The 24,635-nt window shown below is 62.8% G+C and carries 24 protein-coding genes; 15 read left to right on the plus strand and 9 right to left on the minus strand.

The annotated features are described in order from the left end of the window. Positions 1-20: 20 nt before the first annotated feature. Positions 21-1,460 (plus strand): undecaprenyl-phosphate glucose phosphotransferase, encoded by a 1,440-nt coding sequence (locus DS839_RS22230; protein ID WP_368911832.1) that lies wholly within the window; start codon positions 21-23, stop codon positions 1,458-1,460. A 116-nt stretch (positions 1,461-1,576) separates the two neighbouring features. Beyond that, entirely contained in the window at positions 1,577-1,888 is a 312-nt protein-coding gene (locus tag DS839_RS22235) for a hypothetical protein (RefSeq protein WP_119272665.1), read from the plus strand. A 69-nt stretch (positions 1,889-1,957) separates the two neighbouring features. Here the strand turns inward: DS839_RS22235 and ypfJ are convergent, their stop codons facing one another. Continuing rightward, positions 1,958-2,962, minus strand: coding sequence for a KPN_02809 family neutral zinc metallopeptidase (gene ypfJ, locus DS839_RS22240; RefSeq protein ID WP_119272666.1), 1,005 nt, complete (start codon positions 2,960-2,962; stop codon positions 1,958-1,960). Further along, positions 2,959-3,966: a 2-dehydropantoate 2-reductase gene (locus DS839_RS22245; protein ID WP_119272667.1), complete on the minus strand. Its 1,008-nt coding sequence runs from the start codon at positions 3,964-3,966 to the stop codon at positions 2,959-2,961. The genes ypfJ and DS839_RS22245 overlap by 4 nt, the downstream gene beginning before the upstream one ends. 145 nt (positions 3,967-4,111) lie before the next feature. Between DS839_RS22245 and DS839_RS22250 the strand changes: the two genes are divergently transcribed. From DS839_RS22250 to DS839_RS22270, 5 genes are all read left to right on the plus strand, one after another. Next, positions 4,112-5,770, plus strand: coding sequence for an NAD+ synthase (locus DS839_RS22250; RefSeq protein ID WP_119272668.1), 1,659 nt, complete (start codon positions 4,112-4,114; stop codon positions 5,768-5,770). Between the two features lies 1 nt (position 5,771). Beyond that, a complete protein-coding gene (gltX, locus tag DS839_RS22255) occupies positions 5,772-7,097 on the plus strand; it encodes a glutamate--tRNA ligase (protein ID WP_119272669.1) in 1,326 nt (441 codons plus the stop codon). A gap of 166 nt (positions 7,098-7,263) precedes the next feature. Then, the gene (locus DS839_RS22260; protein WP_119272670.1) at positions 7,264-7,452 is read left to right on the plus strand and encodes a type II toxin-antitoxin system HicA family toxin; all 189 of its coding nucleotides are present in this window, start codon (positions 7,264-7,266) and stop codon (positions 7,450-7,452) included. Further along, on the plus strand, positions 7,449-7,889 hold the full coding sequence (locus tag DS839_RS22265; protein ID WP_119272671.1) for a type II toxin-antitoxin system HicB family antitoxin: 441 nt from the start codon (positions 7,449-7,451) through the stop codon (positions 7,887-7,889). The genes DS839_RS22260 and DS839_RS22265 overlap by 4 nt, the downstream gene beginning before the upstream one ends. Beyond that, positions 7,889-8,518, plus strand: a complete 630-nt coding sequence (locus DS839_RS22270) for a glutathione S-transferase family protein (protein ID WP_119272672.1) — start codon at positions 7,889-7,891, stop codon at positions 8,516-8,518. The genes DS839_RS22265 and DS839_RS22270 overlap by 1 nt, the downstream gene beginning before the upstream one ends. Positions 8,519-8,524: 6 nt before the next feature. Here DS839_RS22270 and DS839_RS22275 read toward each other — a convergent pair whose 3' ends face one another. The 3 genes from DS839_RS22275 to DS839_RS22285 are packed head-to-tail and all read right to left on the minus strand — an operon-like array spanning position 8,525 to position 10,763. Beyond that, positions 8,525-9,154: a glutathione S-transferase family protein gene (locus DS839_RS22275; RefSeq protein WP_119272673.1), complete on the minus strand. Its 630-nt coding sequence runs from the start codon at positions 9,152-9,154 to the stop codon at positions 8,525-8,527. Then, a complete protein-coding gene (locus tag DS839_RS22280) occupies positions 9,151-9,921 on the minus strand; it encodes a phosphate/phosphite/phosphonate ABC transporter substrate-binding protein (RefSeq protein WP_119272674.1) in 771 nt (256 codons plus the stop codon). The genes DS839_RS22275 and DS839_RS22280 overlap by 4 nt, the downstream gene beginning before the upstream one ends. Next, on the minus strand, positions 9,918-10,763 hold the full coding sequence (locus tag DS839_RS22285; RefSeq protein ID WP_119272675.1) for a helix-turn-helix domain-containing protein: 846 nt from the start codon (positions 10,761-10,763) through the stop codon (positions 9,918-9,920). The genes DS839_RS22280 and DS839_RS22285 overlap by 4 nt, the downstream gene beginning before the upstream one ends. A gap of 101 nt (positions 10,764-10,864) precedes the next feature. Here DS839_RS22285 and DS839_RS22290 point away from each other — a divergent pair, with 101 nt between their 5' ends. The 8 genes from DS839_RS22290 (at position 10,865) to DS839_RS22325 (ending at position 21,242) form a co-directional block, all read left to right on the plus strand. Beyond that, positions 10,865-11,782 (plus strand): fatty acid desaturase, encoded by a 918-nt coding sequence (locus DS839_RS22290; RefSeq protein WP_119272676.1) that lies wholly within the window; start codon positions 10,865-10,867, stop codon positions 11,780-11,782. A gap of 28 nt (positions 11,783-11,810) precedes the next feature. After that, positions 11,811-13,160 (plus strand): NAD(P)/FAD-dependent oxidoreductase, encoded by a 1,350-nt coding sequence (locus DS839_RS22295; protein ID WP_162918725.1) that lies wholly within the window; start codon positions 11,811-11,813, stop codon positions 13,158-13,160. A gap of 276 nt (positions 13,161-13,436) precedes the next feature. Next, positions 13,437-13,739 carry an HU family DNA-binding protein gene (locus DS839_RS22300; protein WP_119272678.1) on the plus strand — a complete coding sequence of 101 codons (303 nt, stop codon included), beginning with the start codon at positions 13,437-13,439 and terminating at the stop codon, positions 13,737-13,739. A gap of 157 nt (positions 13,740-13,896) precedes the next feature. Continuing rightward, positions 13,897-14,820, plus strand: coding sequence for an ABC transporter permease (locus DS839_RS22305; RefSeq protein WP_368911833.1), 924 nt, complete (start codon positions 13,897-13,899; stop codon positions 14,818-14,820). Between the two features lie 11 nt (positions 14,821-14,831). Next, positions 14,832-15,785, plus strand: coding sequence for an ABC transporter permease (locus DS839_RS22310; protein WP_368911834.1), 954 nt, complete (start codon positions 14,832-14,834; stop codon positions 15,783-15,785). Positions 15,786-15,795: 10 nt separating this feature from the next. Continuing rightward, positions 15,796-17,916, plus strand: coding sequence for a dipeptide ABC transporter ATP-binding protein (locus DS839_RS22315; protein WP_119272680.1), 2,121 nt, complete (start codon positions 15,796-15,798; stop codon positions 17,914-17,916). A 10-nt stretch (positions 17,917-17,926) separates the two neighbouring features. After that, positions 17,927-19,390, plus strand: a complete 1,464-nt coding sequence (locus DS839_RS22320) for an amidase (RefSeq protein ID WP_119272681.1) — start codon at positions 17,927-17,929, stop codon at positions 19,388-19,390. Positions 19,391-19,568: 178 nt separating this feature from the next. After that, a complete protein-coding gene (locus DS839_RS22325; protein WP_119272682.1) occupies positions 19,569-21,242 on the plus strand; it encodes an ABC transporter substrate-binding protein in 1,674 nt (557 codons plus the stop codon). Positions 21,243-21,300: 58 nt separating this feature from the next. On the opposite strand, the gene DS839_RS22330 is transcribed toward DS839_RS22325, so the two are convergent. Genes DS839_RS22330 through DS839_RS22345 form a run of 4 tightly spaced genes read right to left on the minus strand, consistent with a single transcriptional unit; the run spans position 21,301 to position 24,528 of the window. Further along, complete coding sequence (locus tag DS839_RS22330) at positions 21,301-22,125, minus strand: alpha/beta hydrolase (RefSeq protein ID WP_119272683.1); 825 nt, start codon at positions 22,123-22,125, stop codon at positions 21,301-21,303. Next, positions 22,122-22,739 carry a dimethylsulfonioproprionate lyase family protein gene (locus DS839_RS22335; protein ID WP_162918726.1) on the minus strand — a complete coding sequence of 206 codons (618 nt, stop codon included), beginning with the start codon at positions 22,737-22,739 and terminating at the stop codon, positions 22,122-22,124. The genes DS839_RS22330 and DS839_RS22335 overlap by 4 nt, the downstream gene beginning before the upstream one ends. Continuing rightward, the gene (locus DS839_RS22340) at positions 22,736-23,380 is read right to left on the minus strand and encodes a dimethylsulfonioproprionate lyase family protein (RefSeq protein WP_119272685.1); all 645 of its coding nucleotides are present in this window, start codon (positions 23,378-23,380) and stop codon (positions 22,736-22,738) included. Before DS839_RS22340 ends, DS839_RS22335 begins: the two co-directional genes overlap by 4 nt. Positions 23,381-23,382: 2 nt before the next feature. Beyond that, entirely contained in the window at positions 23,383-24,528 is a 1,146-nt protein-coding gene (locus DS839_RS22345; protein ID WP_162918727.1) for an iron-containing alcohol dehydrogenase, read from the minus strand. Positions 24,529-24,635: the final 107 nt, after the last annotated feature.

Genomic DNA, 24,635 nt, shown 5'->3' on the forward strand with positions numbered 1-24,635 from the left:
AAGGTCAATGGGGGCATCACATGATCGAAAGACCGGGGACGCCGCGCTCGCCCTATATCGATGTGGAAGTGGCGCAACGCCTGCTCAAGGCGTTCGACTTCATCATCCTCGGCCTCGGCGCGCTCGCCATCACGTTCGACACCGCGGGTCTCGCTTCTGCACCCGACAACGACGCGCTTGTCGGCTTCTTCTGCCTCGAGCTGGTGCTGCTCAGCATGCTCGCCTTGCGCAGCCTCGGTCTCTACGAGATTGCCTCGTTGCGCAGCGGTTTCAGATCCATCGCCCTATCGCTCGCCGTCTGTCTCGTCTGCGGCGCGCTCAATCATCTCGTGGCGAAGGTTACGGGGCTTCTCGATCTGCCCGTGCAATGGTTTACCGCCTGGGCCCTCTTCACCGCGCTCTACTTTGCCGCGACTCGCGGCATCGCCGCTTTGTGGGCGGCACCTCTCGATCGCGCCGGCCGCTTCCGTCGCCGCATCGCCATTGTCGGTGGCGGCAAAGCAGCCGAGGAAGCTATCGCCACGCTCGAAGCCTCGCCCGATCTCGATATCGACATCGTCGGGCTCTTCGACGACCGTTTCGATGACCGCAGTCCGCAATCGATCGGTACCCACAAGAAGCTAGGCTCGATCAGCGAGCTCGCCTTTTTCGCGCGCGAGCATCGGGTCGATCTGATCATCGTCGCCATCCCCCTCTCCGCCGAAGCGAGGCTCCTGCAGATCCTGAAACGGCTGTGGGAGCTCCCCGTCGACATCCGAATCAGTGGCCAGGCCTCCAAGCTCAAATTGAGCCCGCGCGCCTATACCCAGCTCGGAAACCTGCCCTTGCTCGCGGTCTTCGACCGGCCGCTCACCGGCTGGGGATCGTTCCTCAAATCGACGATGGACCGGGGCCTCGCCGTCCTCCTCATCGTGGTCCTGTCACCGATCCTCGCCTTGACGGCGCTCGCGGTCAGGCTCGACAGCAAGGGACCGATCCTGTTCAAGCAGCGCCGCTACGGCTTCAACAACGAGCTCATCGAGGTCTATAAATTCCGCTCGATGTATGCCGATCGAAGCGACGCCAACGCCATCCGGCTGGTGAGCAAGGGCGACCCGCGCGTGACCCCCGTCGGGCGCTTTATCCGCAAGACCTCGATTGACGAATTACCCCAGCTTTTCAATGTTTTAACCGGTCAGCTCTCACTCGTCGGACCACGCCCGCATGCCACCCAGGCCAAGGCCCAGGACGCCCTCTACGAGCAGGTCGTCGACGGCTATTTTGCCCGCCATCGGGTGAAGCCCGGCATCACCGGCTGGGCGCAAATAAATGGCTGGCGCGGCGAGACCGACACCAAGGAAAAGATCGAGCAACGCGTGCTGCACGATCTCGACTATATCGACCAGTGGTCGCTCGGCTTCGATCTTTATATCCTCGCCAAGACGCCGCTGGCGCTGCTTAAGACCCAGAACGCCTATTGAGGTTTTGGCCCCTCATGCACAGGGTCGATATTCGCTCTTTACCCCAGGCGGGAGAGGTATAGACTCCCACCAGCTGCGGTAACGCAGCTCTGGGCAACTATTAGAGGGGTCAAGTCATGGATTGGATCGGCCTTATCATTCAGTTGGTTTTGGGTGCGGTGGGTGGCAATGTCGGCGGTGCCGTGGTCAAGAATTCAAGCCTCGGCTCGACGGGCAACTCGATCGTCGGCGCCATCGGCGGCATCGTTCTCGGTCAGATTCTGAGCTCGCTCACCGGGGGTGCTGTCCCACCTGCTGATCCGGCGGCGGCAGCGGCCGCTACGGGCGGCATCGGCGCCATCATTCAGAATGTCGTCGGTGGCGGCGTCGGCGGCGCAGTCCTCCAGGTAATCGCGGGCCTCATCAAGAATTCGATGAGCAAAGCCTGATCGAGTCTCCATCAAAATGCGAACGGGCGCCCGTAGGCGCCCGTTTTGTTTTGGACAGAAGGCGCCCGCTCACAGCTGATTGGTGCCGAACGTATCGCAGGAGTTCATGTCGCCCGTCTGCATGCCCTGCTTGAACCAGCGCACGCGCTGCTCGGACGACCCGTGGGTGAAGGATTCGGGGACGACATAGCCCTGCGAGCGACGCTGCAAGCGGTCATCGCCAATCGCGGCTGCGGCATTGAGGCCCTCTTCGATGTCGCCTTCCTCGAGAATCCGGTTCGTGTCGTTGGCCGTCTTCGCCCACACGCCGGCCAGGCAATCGGCCTGGAGCTCCATGCGGACCGAGAGCTGATTGCCCTCCTCCTGCGAGGACTGCATGCGCGCCTGCTGCACCTTGGCGGCGATGCCGAGGAGATTCTGGATGTGATGGCCGACTTCATGCGCGATCACATAGGCCTGGGCGAAGTCGCCGGGAGCACCGAGCTTGTTCTTCATGTCCTGATAGAAGGAGAGATCGATATAGACCTTCTGGTCGCCCGGGCAATAAAAGGGACCCATGGCCGATTGCGCCATGCCGCAGGCCGACTGCACGAAGCCGCTGAACAGCACGAGGGTCGGCTTCTGATATTGCCGGCCCATCTGCTGGAACTTGTCGGTCCATACCCGCTCGGTCGAGCCCAGGACGCGGGATACGAAGTCCTTGCCGGCATCGCCCGTGACATCCGTCGTCTGCTGCTGCCCGGTCTGCTGGCCGCTGCCGGTCGTCTGGTTGTTCTGGGTGGTGGATTGCCCTCCGGGGGAAGGCAATTGGGTTTCGCTCTGCTGCTGCCCGGGCGGCGGCTGCACCTGGTCGCCGCCGGTGATCATCTGGATGAGGTCCACACCGAAGACGAATTTGGCGATCAGATAGACCGCCACGATAAGGATGATGGTCTGCAGGCTGATGCCGCCGCCACCCCGGCCCATCGGGATCTGGAAGCCACCACCGCCTCCGCCGCGCGGAAAGCCGAAACCGCCTCCCTGGCCACGGCGATCCTCGATATTGTCGCTGGGCCGTTCATTGTCGAGTTTCATGTCGTCACCTGCCTCCTGTCGGATGGTCCCAAAGCGCCTAGCCGGGCGCGGAACCCAGTCAGATCATATACCAGTTTCAGCGCCGGAGTCGCGATGCCTGTCATTTGCGCCAATTCGATGACGACGCCCAGAAGGGCATCGAGCTCGATCGGCCGGCCGGCATCGATGTCCTGCAACATCGAGGTGCGATGGGCACCGACCTTGGCGGCCATGTCCATCCGTTCCTCCACATCGACGGGAAAGCGCACATCCAAGGCCTCGCCGACGGCTTGCGCCTCCACCATCATGGCGCGGAGGACGCGTCTGGCGCTTTCGTCGCGTGCAAGTCCCTCGAGCGTGCCATTGGTCAACACGCTCACCGGGTTGAAGCTCAGATTGCCCCATAATTTGAGCCAGATCTCATCGCGCAGATCAGGCTTCACCGGGCTCTTGATCCCGGCCTTGATCAGCAGTCCGCTCAAGCTCTTGACCCGGTCGGTCAATTCGCCCGAGGGCTCGCCCAGCGGCATGCGATCGCCATAGACATGAACGACATGGCCCGGTCTTCTGATCTCGGCCGCCTGCCAGATCACCGAGCCCAGCGCCCGCTCGGGACCCAGTCTCTTCCACAAGAGGCCGCCGGGATCGACGCTTTCGAGATGCCGGCCATCGAACCGCCCACCCTGCTTGTAGAAATACCACCAGGGCAGGCCGTTCTGGCCGAAGAGGATCGCCGTATCGGGGCCGATCAAAGGCTGGAGCGCATCCACAACACCGGGCAAGGCATGGCTCTTGAGGGTGAGGATGATGAAATCCTGCCGGCCGAGCTCGCGCGGATCGGAGGTCACGCGGGGATGGACGACATGGTCTTCATGGCCTTCGCTGAGCCTGAGGCCGTTGGCCTTCATCGCCTCCAGATGGGGCCCGCGCGCGATCAGCGAGACGTCCGCCTCGCCCGCCCTGGCGAGCCTCGCCCCGACAAAGCCGCCGATCGCGCCGGCGCCGAAAACACAGATTCTGGTCATAAGTCATCCCCTCCCGGCCCTTACGGATTATCCCCCCTCTCCCGTCCGAAGGATGGGAGAGGGGGAAAACTGGACGAGATTCAGCATGCCGGAAGCGCATCGAGATCAATTGATGAGCCTCTTGAGCTGCGCTAATAGCGGGCGCATGACCGACCGTCTCGTCATCGCCCTGGCCCAGCTCAACCCGACCGTGGGCGCGGTCGCGGCCAATCTCGCCAAGGCCAGGCTCGCCCATAAGGAAGCGAAGGACAAGGGCGCCGATCTCGTCCTCTATTCCGAGCTCTATATCTGCGGCTATCCGCCGGAAGACCTGGTCTTGCGGCCGTCCTTCGTCGCCGCCTGCCGTGAGGCCGTCGAGGACCTCGCGCGCGACACGGGGGAAGGACCTGCGATCCTGGTCGGGACGCCCTGGCGCGAAGGCAAGTCCGTCTACAATGCCGTCGCCCTCCTCAACAACGGCAAGGTCGAGGCGCTGCGCTTCAAGCATGATCTGCCGAATTACGGCGTCTTCGACGAGAAGCGTGTCTTCGCCGCGGGCCCGGCGCCCGGTCCCATCAGCTTCAAGGGCGTGCGCCTCGGTGTGCCGATCTGTGAGGACATCTGGACGGAAGAATCCTGCGAGACCCTGGCCGAGACCGGCGCCGAGCTCCTGCTCGTGCCCAATGGCTCGCCCTTCGAGCAGAACAAGGACGACACAAGGCTCAACCTGGTGGTGGCGCGCGTCACCGAAACCGGCCTGCCGCTCGCTTATCTGAACCAGGTCGGCGGACAGGACGAGCTCGTCTTCGACGGCGCCTCCTTCGTCATCAATGCCGACAGGAGCCTCGCTCTGCAGATGCCGATGTTCGGTGAGGCGATCGCTATCACTCAATGGGCGCGCGGCGAGAGCGGCTGGCATATGGAGAAGAGCGACATCGCCCGGCTGCCGGAAAAGGAAGAAGAGACCTGGCTCGCCTGCGTGCTCGGCCTCAAGGATTATGTCGAGAAGAACCGCTTCCCCGGGGTGGTGCTGGGCCTCTCGGGCGGCATCGATTCGGCCGTGGTCGCGGCCATGGCGGTCGACGGCTTGGGCGCCGAGCGGGTTCATTGCGTGATGCTGCCCTATGCCTATACGAGCAAGGACAGCCTCGTCGACGCGGAAGCCTGCGCCAAGGCGCTCGGCGTGCGCTACGACGTGGTGCCGATCAAGGAGCCGGTCGAAGGCTTCCTCTCGGCGCTCAAGCCCATGTTCAACGGCCGGAACCGCGACACCACCGAGGAGAACATCCAGTCGCGCAGCCGCGGTGTGATCTTGATGGCGATCTCCAACAAATTCGGATCGATGGTGCTGACCACCGGCAACAAGTCGGAAATGTCGGTCGGCTATGCGACACTCTATGGCGACATGAACGGCGGCTTCAACCCGATCAAGGACGTCTACAAGACCGAGGTCTATCGCCTGGCCGCATGGCGCAACAAGAACCGTCCCGCAGGATTGAAAGGCCCTGAGCGCGACCTCATCCCCGAACGCATCATCACCAAGGCGCCGACCGCCGAATTGCGCGAGAACCAGACCGACCAGGACACGCTGCCGCCCTATGACGCGCTCGACGACATCCTCTCCTGCCTCGTCGAGGCGGAGATGCCGGTCGCCGACATCGTCAAGCGCGGCCATCCGGAGGCCCTGGTGAAGCGCGTTCAGCACATGCTCTACGTGGCGGAATACAAGCGCCGCCAGGCAGCACCCGGAGTCAAGATCACGCGGCGCAATTTCGGCCGCGACCGGCGCTATCCAATCGTCAACGGTTTCCGGGATCAAGGCTGACGTGACCCCTGTCCTTCGCTTCGCGCCCTCGCCCACCGGCCGCATTCATATCGGCAACAGCCGCACCGCCATCCTCAACTGGCTTTTTGCGCGGAAATCCGGCGGCAGCTTCGTGCTGCGCTATGACGACACCGATCTCGAGCGCTCGAAACAGGAATTCGCGGACGGCATCGCCCAGGATCTCGACTGGCTCGGCATCGCACCGGACCGGGTCGAATATCAGTCTAAGCGTTTCGCCGTTTATGATGCCGCGGCTGAAAAGCTCAAAGCCTCGGGCCGGCTCTATCCCTGCTATGAGACGGCGGATGAGCTGGAGCGCAGGCGCAAGCGCCAGCTCGCCCGCCATCAGCCGCCCGTCTATGACCGCGCCGCCCTCAAGCTCACCGTGGAGGAGCGCCAAGCGCTCGAGGCGCAGGGACGCAAGGCCCATTGGCGCTTCAAGCTCGAGCATCGCATCGTCGAATGGGACGACCTCATTCGAAAGGCGCAGCATATCGACACGACCAACCTCTCCGATCCGGTGCTGGTGCGCGAGGACGGGACCTATCTCTACACGCTCCCTTCGGTCGTCGACGATATCGATTTCGGCATCACCCATGTGATCCGCGGCGAGGACCATGTCGTCAACACCGCCGTGCAGATCGAGCTCTTCGAGGCGCTCGGCGGCAAGGTGCCGAACTTCGCCCATCACAGCCTCCTGACCGGTGCCGACGGCCAGGGCCTGTCGAAGCGTCTGGGCTCATTGTCGATCGCCTCCTTGCGCGAGCAGGGCCTCGAGGCGATGGCGGTGGTGAGCCATGCCGCCCTCCTCGGCACTTCCGATTCCATCCATCCTTGCGCCGATTATCGCGAGCTCATCGACGGCTTCGATCTCCACAAGCTGTCGCGCGCGCCCGCCCGCTTCGACGAGAATGAGTTGCGCGGTCTCAATGCCAGGCTTTTGCACATGCTGCCTTATGCGGCGGTGAAGGACCGGCTCGCTTTCGGCGACGAAGCCTTCTGGCTCGCCGTGCGCGGCAACCTCTCGACCCTCGCCGATGCGCAATATTGGCACAATATCGTCTCAGGGATGGTGACGCCGATCGTCGCCGAAGCGGATCGCGACTTCATCAAGACGGCGGCCCGCCTCCTGCCCGAGGCGCCATGGACAGGCGATACATGGAAAGCCTGGACCGAAGCCGTGAAGGCCGAGACCGGCCGCAAGGGCAAGGCGCTCTTCATGCCGCTGCGCCTGGCGCTCACCGGCCTCGACCACGGGCCCGAGCTCGCGCTCCTCCTGCCGCTCATCGGGCGGGAGCGAGTTGTGGAAAGACTCAGCACCAACTGAGAGTCAACATTTATGTTGACTTGCTTTTCCAGGTGGATTTACACTGTGTCTTGGGCGCCTTTTAAGGGGTGCTGAGCCGGAGAATTCGCGTCCATCTCTAATGTTCAGCCAAGTGGGTCAGAAATGAAGAACACTCAGAAATGTTGGCCTAAGGCTGGAGAGGGAGATGAATTATTCAGAGTTCCGCCGTTGGTTAGTGAAACAAGGCTGCACTTTTGAGACACACAAAGGCGGTAGTGGTCATATTACCGTCAGATTGGGAGACCGAAAATCGCAATTGCCCGCTCATGGCAAGGGCAAAGAACTGGGCACGGGCCTCGTTCACAAGATCAAGAAAGATCTCGGTTTGAAATGATCTCATATCGCGTTCACCTCAAGCCCGACGACAATGGCACATTCCTTGTGACATCGCCGGACTTTCCCGAGCTCACCACGTTCGGGGAGACGCGCGAGGAGGCGCTCGCTCATGCCTTGGGTGCTTTCGAGGAAGCCATCGAGGCGCGTATCTCGGATCGCGAAGAAATTCCTGCACCGTCAAAAGGCAAAGCAAAGGATATTCGCGTGGCCCTGCCCGTGCAGGCATCGGTCAAGGTCCTGCTCTATCGGTCCATGCTGGAAAGCGGCATCCGCAAGGCGGAGCTGGCGCGGCGCATGTCGATTCACAAGCAAGAGGTCGACCGCATTCTCGACCTCAATCACGCAACCAATCTCGCCAAGATCGAACATGCTTTCGAAGTGCTGGGAAAAAAGCTATTGATCGACGTCCGGGACGCAGATGACAAGGCTGCCTGATGATCCTCGTCGGTCAATTCGACTCACCTTTCGTGCGCCGGGTGGCGGTGACGCTGCATCACTATCATTTGCGCTTCGAGCGCAACCGGCTGTCGGCCTTCCATCCCGGCATGGTCGAGATCAATCCCTTGATGCGGGTGCCGTCGCTCATCATCGACGGCGACGAGACGCTCTATGACAGCAACGCCATCATCGACTATCTCGACGAGCTGGCCGGCCCGCAAAAGGCCCTGATCCCGAGGTCGGGCGATGAGCGCCGGCGCGTGCTGCAGGTCCTGGCGCTGGCGACGGGCGCCATGGATAAGGCAATCGCCGTCGTCTATGAACGCCGCTTCCATTCCGCCCACACCATCGCCCATGAATGGACGGTGCGCTGCATGGCGCAGCTCTCCGGCGCTCTTGTTCATCTCGACGCCCATGCCGGCGATCCCTGGTATTTCGGCCGGAAATTCACCCAGGCCGACATCACGTTGGGCTGCCTCGCCGGCTATCTGAATTTGCGCCTGACGGAAGCCTTCCCGCCGGGCCTCTATCCCAATCTCGAGCGCCTGAACGAACGCTGCGAAGCGCTCGATGCCTTCATCGAGACGCGGCCTGCTCCCGATGAATTCATGCCGGCGAAGCCTTAAGCTCGATCAGGCCTGCGGGATCTCGGCCTTGGCATCGGGCACCTTGTAGCCCTTGATCACCGCCGGTCGGGCGACGAGGGCGCGGTACCAGCGTCGGACATTGGGATATTTCCCAAGGTCGATCCGCTGCCATTCGAAGCGGGCGATCCACGGGAAGGTTGCGATATCGACGATGGAATAATCGCCGCACATGAAGTCCTGGGTCTCGAGCAGCCGGTCGAGCACGCCGTAAAGGCGGTTCGCTTCCGTCTCGAACCAGGCATCGGCGAAGGGCGCCTTGCCGGCATTGAAGTGCAGGAAATAATGCGCGCGGCCGAGGAACGGACCCACGGCCGACATCTGCCACATCAGCCATTCATGGATGCGGATGCGCGCCTTGGCTTCGCTCGGATAGAGCTTTCCGGTCTTGTCGCCGAGATACATGAGGATGGCACCCGACTCGAAGATGCTCTGATCGTTGTCGCGATCGATGATGGCGGGGATCTTGTTGTTGGGCGAGATCTTGAGGAAAGGGGCCGCGAACTGCTCGTCCTTGCCGATATTGATCGGATGCGTCGTGTAGGGAAGCCCCATCTCTTCGAGCGCAATCGATATCTTGCGGCCGTTGGGCGTGCTCCAGGTATAGAGATCGATCATGAGAGCTTCAGGCCTCCCGCTTTTTCCATCTGCCGTTCGAGTTCCAGAATAAGGTCATAAGCGCCCTCGGCAAGGATCGAATGGCGATCGAGGAAAAGCGCCTCTCGCGCTGGGGCAAGTTCGGGATCGGCAAAAGCCCTGGCGAGCGCAAGGCGCAAGCGCACCGGATCGCGTCCTGCTGCGGTCACGAAGGGAAGTCCCGGCACCATCGGCGAGCGGGCGATCTCGACGAGGCCCTCGAGATAGTCCGGACGATAGCGTCGCGCCAGCGCAACGCAGACGGAATCGATGGCGCAGATGTCGGCTTTACCATCGCGCACCGCGATCATCGAGCCGACATGGCCGCCGGTTTCGACCACGTGCGAGAAGAAGCGGCCGTTCTCGGCATGGCGCGCGAAGACGAGCTTCAGCGCCAGCATGCCCGACATGGAATCGGGATTGTTCACGGCGGCACGGCTGGCGCGAAATTGGGCGAGCGGGCGCCGCTCGCGGGCGAAGACGAAGCTCGAATACTGCGCGCCCGCGCAGCCGGGCGCGGCATAATGCGGGGTCGCGACATAGGAGAGCCGCCCGCGGAATTCATGGGTGAAGGGATAGCCGCAGGTCTGGCTGAAGACGAGGTCGGGCCGGCGCCAGAGCGCGAAATAGTCCGGATTGCGGTCGAGCCTCGGGCTTTCGCCGCCCAGATGCCTGAGAACGCCTTGCGCGAAGGCATCGGTCGCCTCGCCGATCTCCGGCCAGTCATACATGGGCAGCGAAACGATCATCGCACCTCGTCCATCAGCTTGCGGATATAGCGGCTCGTCTCATGCGGCTGGATACGGGCATTGCGGATGAGATTGTCGAAGTGATGCGAGAGCTCGCGGATATGCTCGGTCGAGGTGAAGACGAAATACATGTCGCCCACATAGATCGCCGCGCGCAAGGGGCCGAACACCGTATAGGGCACCGAGAAGCGCTCGCGATTGTCGAACAGGAACCAGCGATAGGCGGGATAGAGTTCATTGGTGAGCTGTGCCGCCTGTTCAAGCTGAGCCAGGCGATCGGCCGCCGCGAGGCCGCGCCAGATCCCCTCGCCCCGGGCAAAGCCGTCGAGCCCCTGGACGGCCGAGCAGACCTCGATCTCGTGCTCGCTGCGCTTGGCATGAATGATGCGGGCACGGGCAATGCCGGCCCAGGCCTTGGCGGCCGTCTCCTCGAGCCTGCCCGTCTCATGGGCGATCACCGCCTCGGTCTTGACCTGATCGGGCAAGGTCGCGGGCACATAGCGGATCTTGAAGCCCCGCGCTTCCTCATGCCAGCGCAGCAACCGCTCATCGGCAGGGCTCCCGGCATCCGGCTCGATGGCGAGTTGCGAAACGATGTCGGCGGCGACCTGATCCTGCTGGGAAAGTCCCAGAAGCCAGTCGATGGACACCGTATGCCGGGCGGCGATCCGGGCGATGGTCTCGGTTCTGGGTAATCTTACGTTTACGTCAGATAGAAGTTGTGAAAGCGTGGATCGATCCAGCCCCGCCCGCGTCGCGAACTGTGCCCGTGACAGGCCAGAGCGCTCGATGAGCGCCAGAAGCCGCTGGCGAAAGATGTCGGAGGTGTCGCGCTTCTGCATTGTTTACAATCGTCACCAAAAGTCGCGGATGCGTATCAGAATAAACAGATTATGCGCATAATCGCATAGGCCGTAAAGCCCAATGCAGCTATAAAAAATCCATGGCCCTGCCCCGCGAAATCGAAACCGCCAAGCCGCTCAGAATAGAGTGGCCGACGGTGGCGCTGATCGCCCTGATGTATACGCTCCTGGCGCTCCTGATGTGGACCTTCACCCGCCTGCCCTGGTGGGTCGCGAGCCCCATTGGCGCCTATCTCATCGCCCTTCACGGCTCGCTGCAGCATGAAGCTTTGCATGGCCATCCGACCCGCAACCGGCTCGTCAACGAACTCCTGGTGTCGATCAATCCGAGCCTCTGGTTCCCCTATCAGCGCTATCGCAAGCTGCATCTCACCCATCACAATGACGAGCATCTGACCGATCCGCGCCTCGACCCCGAATCCTATTACCTCCTGCCCGATCGCTGGGCCGGGCTGCCGACGCCTCTGAAACAGCTCTATACGCTCAACAACACGCTCGCCGGGCGCATGATCATGGGGCCGATCATCGCCTCGATCCGCTTCTGGTCGTCGGAGGCGCTCGCCATGATCAAGGGCGATCGCGACATCATCCGGGCCTGGCTGCTCCATATGCCGGCCTGTGCCGTCACGCTTCTCTACGCGCTCTGGGTATGCGGCATACCTTTCTGGCAATATGTGCTGTTCCTCGCCTATCCGGGTGTCGCCCTCATGCTGGTGCGCTCCTTCTGCGAGCACCAGGCGGCCGAGAAGGAAGGCGAGCGCACCATCATCGTCGAGGCCTCGCCCTTCTGGGCGTTGCTGTTCCTCAACAACAACCTGCATGTCGCCCATCATACCAGGCCGAGGCTGCCCTGGTACGAGTTGCCGGCCTATTACCGCTCGGAACGCGACGCGCTCATCGACAAGAACAACGGCTACCGCATGAACGGCTATGGCGAGATTTTCCGGCGCTATTTCTTCCGGCCGAAAGAGCCCGTCGCCCATCCCCTCATCAAGTGATCACCTTATTCAGTCCACGGAGAGAACAATGACCACCGCGCATCTACCGAAATCGGCCGCCTATGTCGTCGTCGGCATGGGCATGCATGGCATGTCGACCGCCTGGCACCTGGCGATGGAACTCGAGAAATCCGGCAAGGGCAAAGGCTCGGACGTGGTGCTCATCGACAAGGTGGGGCCGGGCGCCGGCGCCACCGGCATCGCCTGCGGCTGCGTGCGCAATCTCTATATGACCTCGCCCATCCACAACATCTTGCGCCATTCGGTCGATGTGTGGGAGTCGGATCCGGTCAATTTCGGCTTCCAGCAAGTGGGCTATGTGTCGGTCGGCGAAGGCAACCAGCAGGCCGATTACGAGAAGATGCACAAGAGCCAGAATGCCGCCGGCTACAAATCGGACATGTATGTCGGCAAGGAAGCGAAGAGCTTTCTCAAGAAGATCTGGCCGGACTTCAATGTCGAGCGCGCCGATGTCGTGCTGCATGAGATTCCCTCGGGCTATGCCGGCACCCATACCGCGGTCAGGGCGCTCAAGGAGAAATGCGACCAGTGGGGCGTGCGTTCCTTCACCGGCATCTCGGTCGAAGGCTATGACAAGCAGAACGGCAGCATCACCGGCGTCATCACCTCGGAAGGCACGATCAAGGCCGATGCGGTGGTGATCTGTGCCGGTGCCTGGATCACCAAGCACTGGGACTGGCTCGGCCTCCCCGACAAGCTCGACATGCGCTATCCCGACGGCGGCGTCGTCAAGGACGCCGACATGTGGACCTACTGGCGTCTGCTCGAAGGCGAGGTGCTGATGAAGGACGGCGACAAGTATCGCACCGGCGACGACAAGGATCCGCCCGTCCTGCATGTGGAATTGATGAACACGCCGGTCATCACCGAGGACGGCCACCAGTTCCCCGACCAGCATTTCTATATGTATGTGCGCTATGCCGCCGAGCGCGCCGGGGCGCCTGGCGTCCAGGGCGGCACCATCCCGATCAAGATGGGCCCCAAGGCGGTGCTCGATCCTTACGGCCACGCCAACGACCTCTATCAGGCGGATCCGTGGTTCAAGGATTATTACATGGCGACGCTCGCCTATCTGTTCGACCGCTTCAAGAACTATGGCAGCCAGTTCAAGCAGCGGCGCAATGGTGGCATCGGCGCCTTCACACCGGACTCGGTGCCGATCTTCGACTGGGTCGCCGACAACGGCTACATGATCGCCGACTCCAACCATGGCTACAAGATGATCGGGGTCGGCAAGCTGGTCGCCCGTCACCTCGTCTCGGGCGAGCCGGTGCCCGAATTGGCGCCCTTCGCCTTCACCCGTTTCGCCCAGGGCAAGACCTTCGGCGACCGCAATTCCAACTGCCCCTGGGTGTAATCACCCGTTCACGCCTGCGACCGAAGTGCCGAAAGCAGGGTGGATAGTCTCCACCCTGCTGTTTTTTTGCCTGATTTCCCTGCTTTTCCAGAGCTGAGTCCGAGGAACGCAAGGCCGGTTCAGGGCCGGCTTGGAGGGAGGAGGAGCGGATTTAGCCCGCCAAATGGGCGTTTTTCAGCGCGTGCGGCGCAAAAACCCTTGAAAATAAGGGTTTTCACGAATCAAAGCATGCGCTAGGGCTCGCTTTACCGAATTCAGCAAGCAAGGAGCAAATATATGGCTGATGATAAGGCGGTGAAAGTCGTGACGATTCCCCTGTCGAAAGTGGCAGCGGAACTCGCCGAGAAGCACGAGATGTCGAAGAAGGCCTCCACGGAATTCCTTGGCGCTTTCGTCGATCTCGTCGTCAAGCACCTGAAGAAGGGCAACAAGGTGCGCGTGACCGGCCTCGGCATCCTGCAGGTCCGTCGGCGTCCGGCGCGCATGGGTCGCAACCCCGCCACTGGCGAAGCCATCAAGATCAAGGCGTCGAAGAAGGTTGCCTTCCGCGCCGCCAAGGAGCTCAAGGAAGCGATCTGACGTTTCCGTTCCGCTCTGACGTTAAGACGGCCTCGCAATTTGCGGGGCCGTTTCGCTTTTAAGCTGTTGAGTGTCGCTAATGCTTGCTTCGCTCCTTTGAATGATTCTATCATCCTCGCAACTAGAACAAGAACAGACAGGGTGAGGGATGCTGTTATTGGCCGGCCGACGCCTCGCGTCGATGATCCTGATCATGATCGTGATCTCGCTCCTGTTGTTCCTCGCTTTCGAGGGCGACAAGCTGGCGCTTGCGGCGCGGGTTCTCGGTCAGTACTCGCCGATGGAAGGCCGCCTGCAGTGGCTCGAGGACAATGGCTACAATCGCCCGCTGCCGGTGCGCTACATCACCTGGCTGTTCGGCTTCTTCACCGGCGACTGGAACGTTTCCGCCCAGTTCAACCGCCCGGTGCTCGAATTCCTGGCGCCCCGTCTCGCCAATACCGCCATACTCGGTCTGTGCGTCTTCGTGATCACGGCGATCATCTCGCTGATCCTCGGCGTACTTGCCGGCATCAATGAAGGCGGACTGCGCGACCGCATCATCTCGATCGCCTCCGTCGTCACGACTTCGTTCCCGGAGTTTGCTTCCGGCACCTTCCTCGTCGCCATCTTCGTCTACTGGCTTGACTGGTTCCCGGGCTCATCGTCCTTCAGCAACGGCTTCAGCGTGAAGGAACTTGTCCTGCCGGTGACCGCGCTCGTGCTATTCAACTTCGGCTACTACACGCGCATGACTCGTGCCTCCATGGCTGAAGTCATGACCTCGCAATATGTGCGGACCGCCGTTCTCAAGGGTCTTCCGCCCCGGAGCGTGGTGGTGAAGCATGCTCTGCGCAATGCGCTGATTGCGCCCTTTACCGTCATGATCCTGCAGCTCAATTACCTGCTCTCCGGCATCGTGGTGACGGAGGTGTTCTTCGCCTATGACGGATTTGCCAAGGCCATGTACGATGCCGCCCTGTTCGGCGACACCTATGTCGTCTCGGCCTGCGCCATGGTGGCGGTCTTTGTGGCGGTCCTGTCACAGTTTATCTCGGATGTCGGATATACGTATCTCAATCCGCGCATTCGCTTCAGTTGAGGACGTGACGCATGAGCGATGTGACAGCACCGGCGAGCGAGATGCCCAAGAGGCCCAGCGGCCTCATGAGGTTCATCAAAGCGATCGCGCTCCTGCGTGAATCCTATATCGCCATGGTCGGCGCCGTCCTGGTGCTGTTTTGGATCCTCATGGCGCTCGGCGCCGATCTGATGCCTTTGCGCGATCCCCTGGCACAATCGGCGCCGGACCTTCTGAAGCCGGCCATGTCGCCGGCTCCCGAGGGTGGCCTGTATTGGCTGGGCACCGACGACAAGGGGCGCGATATTCTCTCGCGCCTCATCTATGGATCGCGGCTGGTGTTGTTCTGGTCGATCCTGGCCACTGTGGTCGCCTATGCGGTCGGCATGCTGCTCGGCGTCATGGCCGGCTATCGCGGCGGCTGGTGGGACGAGGTGATCTCCTTCATCGGCAATGTCTTTCTCTCCTTTCCGCCGATGGTGCTGTTCCTCGTCATCCTGACGAACTTCGGTCCAAATTCCCCAATGGGCCAGTATATCGGCAGTCTCGGCGTCGGCAGTACCGTCGTGTCGGGCATCATCATCATCGTGGCCATTACTTTCGGCACCGCGCCGCAAGTGGCGCGCATCGTGCGTGGCCTGGTGCTCGACCTCAAGACACGCGACTATATCGCCGCCGCCGAAGTGCGCGGCGAGACACCGCTCTACATCATGCTGGTCGAGCTCCTGCCCAATGCGCGCGGCCCCCTTATCGTCGATGCCTGCCTGCGCCTCGGCTATGTGATCATCGCCATCGCCGTGCTGGGCTTCCTGAGCCTCGGCCTGCCGCCGCCCTATCCGGACTGGGGCAAGATGATTGCCGAGGTGCGTGGCTTCGGCGCCATGGCCAGCAATGCGATGGTCTGGCCCGCCCTGGCCATTTGCTCGCTGGTGCTCGGCCTCAATCTCCTGGCCGACGGCTTGCGCGAAATCTCACTGCGTGACTGAGGATGAGACCATGACCACTGCCCAGACACCGGTGCTCGAATGCAAGAACGTCTCGATCTCCTATTACACGCGCGCCGGCGCGGTCCCTGCGGTCTATGACTTCAACCTCACCGTCATGCCCGGCGAAGCGGTCGGCATCGTCGGCGAATCGGGCTGCGGCAAATCCACCGTGGCGCTCGCCATCATGCAGTATATGGGCAGGAACGGCGCCATCACCGGCGGCGAGATCAAGTTCATGGGCCGCGACATGCGCACCATGTCGCAAGAGGAACTGCGCAAGATCCGCGGCTCGCAGATCTCGATGGTCTATCAGGAGCCGATGGCGTCGCTCAATCCTTCGCTCCTCATCCGCACCCAATTGACTGAAGTGCTCGAGATCCACGAAGGGATCAGCGAGGACGCCGCCTATAAGCGCGCCGTCGAGGTGCTGGACGCGGTCAGGCTCCCCGATCCCAACCGCATCATGAATTCCTATCCGCACCAGCTTTCGGGCGGCCAGCAGCAGCGCGTCGTCATCGCCATGGCGCTGCTCTCCAATCCCAAGCTGCTCCTGCTCGACGAGCCGACGACGGCGCTCGATGTGACCGTCGAGGCGGGCGTGGTCGAATTGATCAAGGACATCTCGCAGCGCTTCGGGACGTCGATGATCTATATCTCGCACAACCTCGGCCTCATCCTCGAGACCTGCGACCGCATCTGCGTCATGTATTCGGGCCAGGCGGTCGAGGTCGGCAATGTGAAGCAGGTCTTCGACCATATGCGCCATCCCTATACGCGGGGGCTGTTCTCCTCGATCCCGCTGCCGGGGGCCGACCGCTTCGCCCATCCCCTGGTGCCCATTCGCGGGCAACTGCCCCTGCCGCGCGACCGGCCGAAAGGCTGCACCTTCGGGCCGCGCTGCGATTTCTTCCAGGCCGGGCGCTGCGACAAGCCGATCCCGATGCTCGACATCAAGGGCGATCCGGGCCACGAAGCGCGCTGCGTGCGTTATGACGAGATCGACTGGAAGAAGTATCGGCCCAAGGGCCTCGAGGCCGAGCCGATCGAGCCCGGGCCGCCGGTGCTGCAGATCAGGAACATGAAGAAGTACTATGAGATCCGCGACAATTCGATCGCGGCGATGATCTCCGGCACGAAAACGCGCTTCGTGAAAGCCAATGAGAAGCTCGATTTCGAAGCGCGCGAAGGCGAGACCGTCGCCATCGTCGGCGAATCGGGCTGCGGCAAGAGCACGCTCGCCAAAGTGCTGATGGGTTTGGAGGAATCGACGGGCGGCGAAGTGCTGGTGAACGGGCTCGAAGTGGGCCACATGCCGGTGCGCAAGCGCCCGGCGGGCCTCATATCGAGCCTGCAGATCGTGTTCCAGAATCCCTTCGAGACGCTCAATCCGAGCCATTCGGTCGGCGCCCAGATCGCCCGCGTCCTGCGCAAGTTCGGCGTGGCGAAGGACCGCGACGAGGCGGAGCGCAAGACCTATGAGCTTCTCGACATGGTCAAGCTGCCGCGCGAATTCGCCCAGCGCAAGCCGCGCCAGCTCTCGGGCGGCCAGAAGCAGCGCATCGGCATCGCGCGTGCCTTCGGCGGCGAGGCGGCCGTCGTCATCGCCGACGAGCCGGTCTCGGCCCTCGATGTCTCGGTGCAGGCGGCGGTAACCGGCCTCCTCACCGACATCCAGCGCAAGAAGCGCACGACGCTCGTCTTCATCAGCCACGACCTCTCGGTCGTGCGCTATCTCGCCGACCGCATCGTCGTCATGTATCTCGGCCACATCATGGAACAGGGCACCACCGAGCAGGTCTTCTCGCCGCCCTATCATCCCTATACCGAGGCGCTGCTCTCGGCCGTGCCGATCGCCGATACATCGGTCACCAAGAAGCATATCGTGCTCAAGGGCGAGTTGCCCTCGCCGATGAACCCGCCCTCGGGCTGCCCCTTCCAGACGCGCTGCCCGCGCAAGATCGGCGCCATCTGCGAGACCGAGATGCCGCCCAACAAGGATATGGGCAACGGCCATATGATCATGTGCCACTTGCCGGACGATGTGCTGCGCTCGATGGAGCCGGTGATCAAGGTCGGCCGGCACGATCCCGACGACACCACCCCCGCGGCCGAGGCGACAGCGAAACATTAGCCTTCCGATCATGACCGCCAAGCTTCCCGTTGAATTCAGACCGGCGCTCGAGCAGGCGCGGCTCCTGCGCACCCGCAAGATCGGCGCTCGCGAGCTTCTCGATCTCTGCTGGGCCAGGGTCGAGAAGCACAACCCTGCCCTCAACGCGGTCATCGTCAGCGACATCGCCCGGGCTCGCAAGGCCGCGGCCGCCGCCGACAGGCGCCTCAAGGCGGGCAAGCCCAAGGGCCTCTTCGACGGCGTGCCGATGACCATCAAGGAGAGCTTCGACTGGACCGGGACGCCCACCACCTGGGGCGATCCGCGCTTCGCGTCGAACATCGCCAAATCCGATGCCGTGGCGCTGACCCGCCTTACCGATGAGGGTGCCGTCATCTTCGGCAAGACCAACGTGCCCTTGATGCTGGCCGACTGGCAGAGCTTCAATGCCGTCTACGGCACGACGAACAATCCCTGGGACGTGACCCGCGCGCCCGGCGGCTCATCGGGCGGTTCGGCCGTGGCGCTCGCCGCCGGCATGAGCGCGCTCGAAGTCGGCTCCGACATCGGCGCCTCGATCCGCAACCCGGCGCATTATTGCGGCGTCTACGGCCACAAGCCGACCTATGGCATCGTGCCGATGCGCGGCCAGTTCCTGCCCGGCATCGTGGCGGGAAGCGACATTTCCGTCGCCGGCCCCATGGCGCGAAGCGCCAGGGACCTGACCGCGATGCTCAAGCTCCTGGCGGGGCCCGACGCACTCGAGGCGCGGGCGACGACGCTCAGGCTGCCGCCGGCGCCAGAGGCCTCGTTCAAGGCCTTCCGAGTGGCGGTGATGCTGAGCGATCCCGTGAGCGAGGTCGACCAGCCGGTGCAGGATCTCCTCGGCCAGCTTGTCAGGTTTCTCTCCAAGCGGGTGAAGAAGCTCTCGACCGACGCCCGGCCGGCCTTCACCACGGTCGAGGCGATGGACGTCTATGTCAAGCTGCTGCGCGCAGCGACCAGCCGGCGCCAGAGCGATGCGGATTTTGCCCTGAATCTCAAGCGGGTGAGCGAGCTCAGGCCCGCTGATGAGAGCTATTTCGCCCGCATGACACGGGCAAATGTGCTGCCGCACCGTTCCTGGCTCATGGCCAATGAGCGCCGCCACCAGATGCGGCTCCTGTGGGACCGCTTTTTCGACGACTGGGACGTCATGATCTGCCCGGCCGCGGCCTCTGCCGCTTTCCCGCATGACCAGGAGGGCGAACGCCATGACCGGACGATCCTGGTCAATGGCCGGCAAGTGCCGACGACGGATCAGCTTTTCTGGGCCGGCTATTCCGGCGGCTTCTACCTGCCCTCGACCGTGGCCCCCATCGGGCTCACCGCCCAGGGCCTCCCGGCCGGGGTCCAGATCATCACCCGGCAGTTCGCCGACCTGACCAGCTTGCGCTTCGCCGAGCTCCTGGAGCGCGATTATTACAGCTTCGTGCCGCCTCCCCGTCATACCTAGCCGCAAATATGCAACCCGACGTCCCGGCAATGCGTAAATTCCATTCACCATTTGCGTATTAATTTGACGGTGATAGCATCCAAGAAGTACGCAGACGGCTGAGAATGAAGACGCCCGATCAACGGGCGCCACAACCATCTTTTGGAAAACCCCCAAATGGGAGGGAGGAAGAAGACCAATGTCAGACAAAGAGCATATCTGGATTCCCAAGCTGAAGCAGCAGCTTGCGGACAAGAAGATCGACCGGCGCGAATTCGTTCGCTATGCGAGCTTGCTCGGCATGTCGTCGGGCGCCGCTTATATGTGGGCCGGCAAGATCACTGGTGAGCCCTTGGCACCACCCGCCATGGCCCAGGACATGCCGAAAGGCGGTACTCTCAAGATCGCCCAGCGCATCCCCAAGGTGCAGAACCCGCACACCTTCTCCTGGGTCTATGACTCGAATGTCGTGCGCCAGGTCTGCGGCTATCTCACCCGCACCGGCGTCGACAACGTGACCCGCCCGCATCTCGTCGAAAAGTGGGAGGCCTCGGAAGACCTCAAGACCTGGACCTTGCATATCAAGGCGGACGCCAAGTGGCACAAGGGCGGTGACTTCACCGCCGAACAGGCCGCCTGGAACATCAAGCACTGCCTCGATCCGAAAGTCGGCTCCTCGGTCGTCGGCCTGATGAAGGGCTACATGCTGAAAGAGGTCGACACCGGCACCAAGGACGACAAGGGCAATCCGGTGATGACCACCGAATTGTGGGATGCCAATGCGATCGAGATCAAGGATCCGAAGACCCTGGTCCTCAATCTCCAGCAGCCGCAGGTCGCGGTGCCCGAGCATCTCTTCCACTATCCGTTCCTGATGCTCGACCCGGCCGAGAACGGCGACTTCCAGGTCGGTTCGAACGGCACGGAATCCTTTGAGCTCGTCGAGCTCGAAGTCGGCCGCAAGGCGGTGTTCAAGCGCCGTCCCGATGCGCCGGGCTATCTCGATGAGTTGCAGTTCATCGATCTCGGCGACAATCCGGCGGCGGTCGCCGCGGCGCTTGCCTCGAAGCAGGTGGACGGCATCTATCAGGGCAACATCGAGCAGTTCGACCTCTATAAGGGCCTGCCGCATGTCGACATCCACCAGGTGGTGACGGCGCAGACCGCGGTCGCGCGCATGCAGATGACGCAGAAGCCCTTCGACGATCCGAAAGTGCGCAAAGCAGTGCGCCTCGCCACCGATCCGGCGAAGTGCCTGCAGATCGCGCATAAGGGTGTCGGCGAGCCGGCCGAGCATCACCATGTCTGCACCGTCCATCCCGACTACAAGAAGATCGAGCCGCTCGGCTACAAGCCGGACGAGGCGAAGAAGCTCCTCGCCGAAGCGGGCTATCCGGACGGCATCGACATCGAGATCAACTGCAAGCCCGATCCTTCATGGGAGCAGGCGGCGGTCGAGGCGATGGCGGAACAGTGGAAGGCCGGCAACATCCGCGCCAAGATCAACGTGCTGCCATCGGCGAAGTTCTGGGAACTGTGGACGGAAGTGCCCTTCGGCTTCACCGAATGGACGCACCGGCCGCTCGGCTTCATGGTGCTGGCGCTCGCCTATCGCACCGGCGTGCCGTGGAACGAGTCGCGCTATTCGAACAAGCAGTTCGACGAATTGCTCGGCAAGGCCGAAGGCACGCTCGACGTCGACAAGCGCCGCGAGATCCTGGGCGAGCTCGAAGCGATCATGCTGGAAGACGGCCCGATCACGCAGCCTCTGTGGCGGTCGGTCTATGCCGCTTACGACAAGCGCGTCCAGGGCTTCCAGATCCATCCGACGCTCTACATCTTCGGCGAGACGCTGGCGATCGCGCCGGCATAGTCGCTCTACTGGCATGACCAGAGCCCGCGAGCGCAAGCTCGCGGGCTTTTTTTGCCCCCTATCGCGTCATGTATCGATCGAAAAACTGCATCTCGCGCAGCCAAGTGTCAGCGGAAAAGATCGAGCCATGGTTGCCGTCGGGAATGACGATCATCTCCTTGGGCTCATTGGCAGCTGCGAAGAGAGCGCGGCCTTCGCTCAAAGGCACGACGCCATCAAGGTCGCCATGGATGATGAGAAGCGGCGCCTTGATCTTGCCGATATAGGCGAAGGAATCGAACTTGTCCTTCATCAGAAGGCGCACGGGCAGCCACCAATAGGCCGCGGCCGCGACATTGGCGGCAGAGGCGAAGGGCGCTTCGAGCGCCAGCGCCTTGACCGGCCGCTCGGCGGCAAGCTGCACCGCGACACCGCTCCCCAATGATTCGCCCACCAGCATGATCTCTTGCGGGGTGACGCCTCGCGCCGTCAGCCAGTCATAGGCGGCGCGCGCATCATTCACCAAACCCGTTTCGCTGGGCGAGCCGGTCGAGGCGCCATAGCCGCGATAGGACAAGAAGAACACGCCGAAGCCTTGAGCCTGATAGGCGGCGAAGCGCTCCGCGCGGTCGGCGATCTCGCCGCCATTGCCGTGGAGATAAAGAATGGTCGCTTTGCCGGGCTTGGCCGGCGAATACCAGGCCTGCAAGGTCTCGCCATCCTGGCTCGCGAGCTTGACGTCCTCGACCCCTTCGAGCCCGACCGCGTTCGCCGCGAGGCCCTGGTTGCCGGGGAAATATTGATGGCTGCGCTGGGTCACATACATGAAGGCGGCAATGAAGACGTAAGCCGCGACGGCAAAGACCAGGACGGCGCGCAGGCTCGAGACCATGTCGAAGCTCATGGCACCTCCGCGAGGCGGGCGGGCTCGCTCACATCCCGTGTCCAGGCCCAGACGGCCAGGAGCGGGCTGGCACCGGTGCGCGTCGCATGGACGACATGGGGCTCATGCCAGATCACGTCTCCGGCCTCGTGCATTTCGAAATCTCCATTGCCGCGGCGCCACTCGCTCGGCCCCGTCAGCAGCCAATAGAGCTCGGGTGCGGCATGATGATGGTCGCGGTAATGGACGCCAGGCCCCAAGAGCAGCAATCCCATCAGGAAATCGTCGCCGGCGAAGAAGCCGTTGGGGCCGATGATTTCCGTGTAGGCATAGTTGTCCATATAGCCTGCCCCCAGCAGTGCATCCGAATAATTCGGATTCTGCCGCCAGTGCAGGAACTCCTCGACCTCGGCAAGGGCTGCCGCAACGTCGGGGCTCATGAACATCGAGGCGGCGACGCATTCGGGCAGATAGCGCGTGGCGGGCAGCCTCAGCGGCAAAGGCTCGACCACCGCCGAAGGCGAGAGGTCCTGCTCGGCCAGGCGCGCTTTCACATGCTGGGCGTGCTCGCCCTTCAGCGATCGGCGGATCGCATCGATGATCCATGTCGCCGGTCCATAGATTTCGTCGTTCAAAGCCCGGCCTCGATCTCGGCCCAATCGGCCGCGGGGACCACCTCGGCATCCGCCGTCACATCGCGCGTCCAGGCGAAAAGGGCAAGGAAGGGCATGTCGCGCACCAATGTCGCATGGACCTGCATCGGCTCGTTCCAGATGGGTGTGTGAGGCCGATATTCTGTCCAGCTTTCACCCGCACCGAAACGCCATTCGTGCGGGCCGGTTAACGGCACATAGAGCTCGGGCGCCTTGTGGCGGTGATCGCGATACAGCGTCTTGGGCGCGATGAGGAACAGGCCGAGCTCGAAATCATCGGCCGGGAGGAGGCCTTCCCCGCCAATGAGGCTCGCAAAGGCATGCGCCACCGGAAAGCGCCGGCCGATCATCTCCGGCGGATAGGCGCCATAGGTGACCCAGCGCAGCCCGGCCCTCGCCTCATTGATGGCCCGGCGCAAGGGATCGGCGCCGTTCATGCAGAAAAGCGCCGCATCGAGATGGCCGCAAGCGGGCGAGGCGGGCTCCGGCCCTTCCCGCGCCGGTCCTTCCCCGAAACGGAGAATGCCCTGGCGCACCTCAGCCAAGCCCTTCCCCGTGAGGTCGGCCAGATAATGATCGATCTGCTCGATCAGCCGGAAGATCGGCGCTGCGTCTTTGGTCATGGCTAGCCTAGCGCATAGACGCGTTCGGCCAGGCTGAGAAGGTCATTGTCGCTGATCTCGCGGACGGTGTTCCGGCGCATCGGCGCATGGGCGGGCGAGGCCATGCGCTCGGCGAGGCGATGGGGATGGGCGAGATCGAGCCCATCACCGCTGAGATTGATCTTGATGCCCGACCGCCGCACCAGGCTCTCATAGGCGGCGGCGACGTCGGCGGCACTCGCCATGGCACCGGCCACCTTGGCGAAGGCCTCCGGGTTGCCGTCCCTCACCCACTCGATCGTGGCGAGCATCGCAAGGCCAGTCGCCCGTCCATGCGGAACCGGCGCCAATTCGGCCATGGCATGCGAGATATTATGCGCCAGCGCCGTGCCGGCATTGTCGATGCCAATGCCGGCATAGCAGCTCCCCAGCAACAGGCTGCCGCGCGCGGCGAGATCCCGCGGCGCCTTCACCGCCTGCTCGAGCGCACCCGAGATCAGGCTGATGGCGCGGTGGCAATAGAGATCGTTGGCGTCGCTGCGGTTGCGATTGGTCGAGGCCTCGATCGCATGCACAAGCGCATCGAGGCCGGTCGCCGCGGTCACCGCCGGCGGAACGCCCACCGTCAGTTCCGGATCCAGCAGAGCGAGGCGGGGCTTGAGCTCATCGCCCCAGGCCCAGACCTTCTGATGCCCGGCATTGGTGAAGATCGCGGTGCGGGTCACCTCGGCACCCGTTCCCGCCGTCGTCGGCACGGCAATGAGGGTTAAGGGATCGGCCGGCAAGGGCGTCTCGCAGAACTGATAGGCTTCGGCCGGCCGCCCCGAGACCGTGCAGGCCGCGACGAGCTTCGCCGTGTCGAGCGCCGTGCCGCCGCCGAGCCCGATCACCGCTTTCGCCTTCACCTCGCGCGCCAGGGACGCGGCACGGTCCACGTCATCCGATTTGGGCTCGCCACTGAAGCCGTCATAGAGCTTCGACTCATGGCCGGCCGCGGCCAGAAGCGCTGCAAGCTTTGCCGTGATGCCCAAGGAGGTCATCGCCGGATCGGCAACGACCATCACCGGTTGATTCTTGCCGGCGAGGCTTGTCATCCGGCCAGGCAGATCGGAAAGACGGCCATTGCCGAAGACGATTTCAGGAATGGAAGCGAGCGAGAAAGACTGCATGACGATCGGCTCTAGGGCCTGTTTACAATCAGCGGATAGCGAAGAAAGCGGCGACGAGGCTGATGAACCCGGCAAAGCAAGCATCGGTCTTTTCGTAGCGGGTTGCG

It is taken from the genome of Taklimakanibacter deserti (assembly GCA_003574785.1).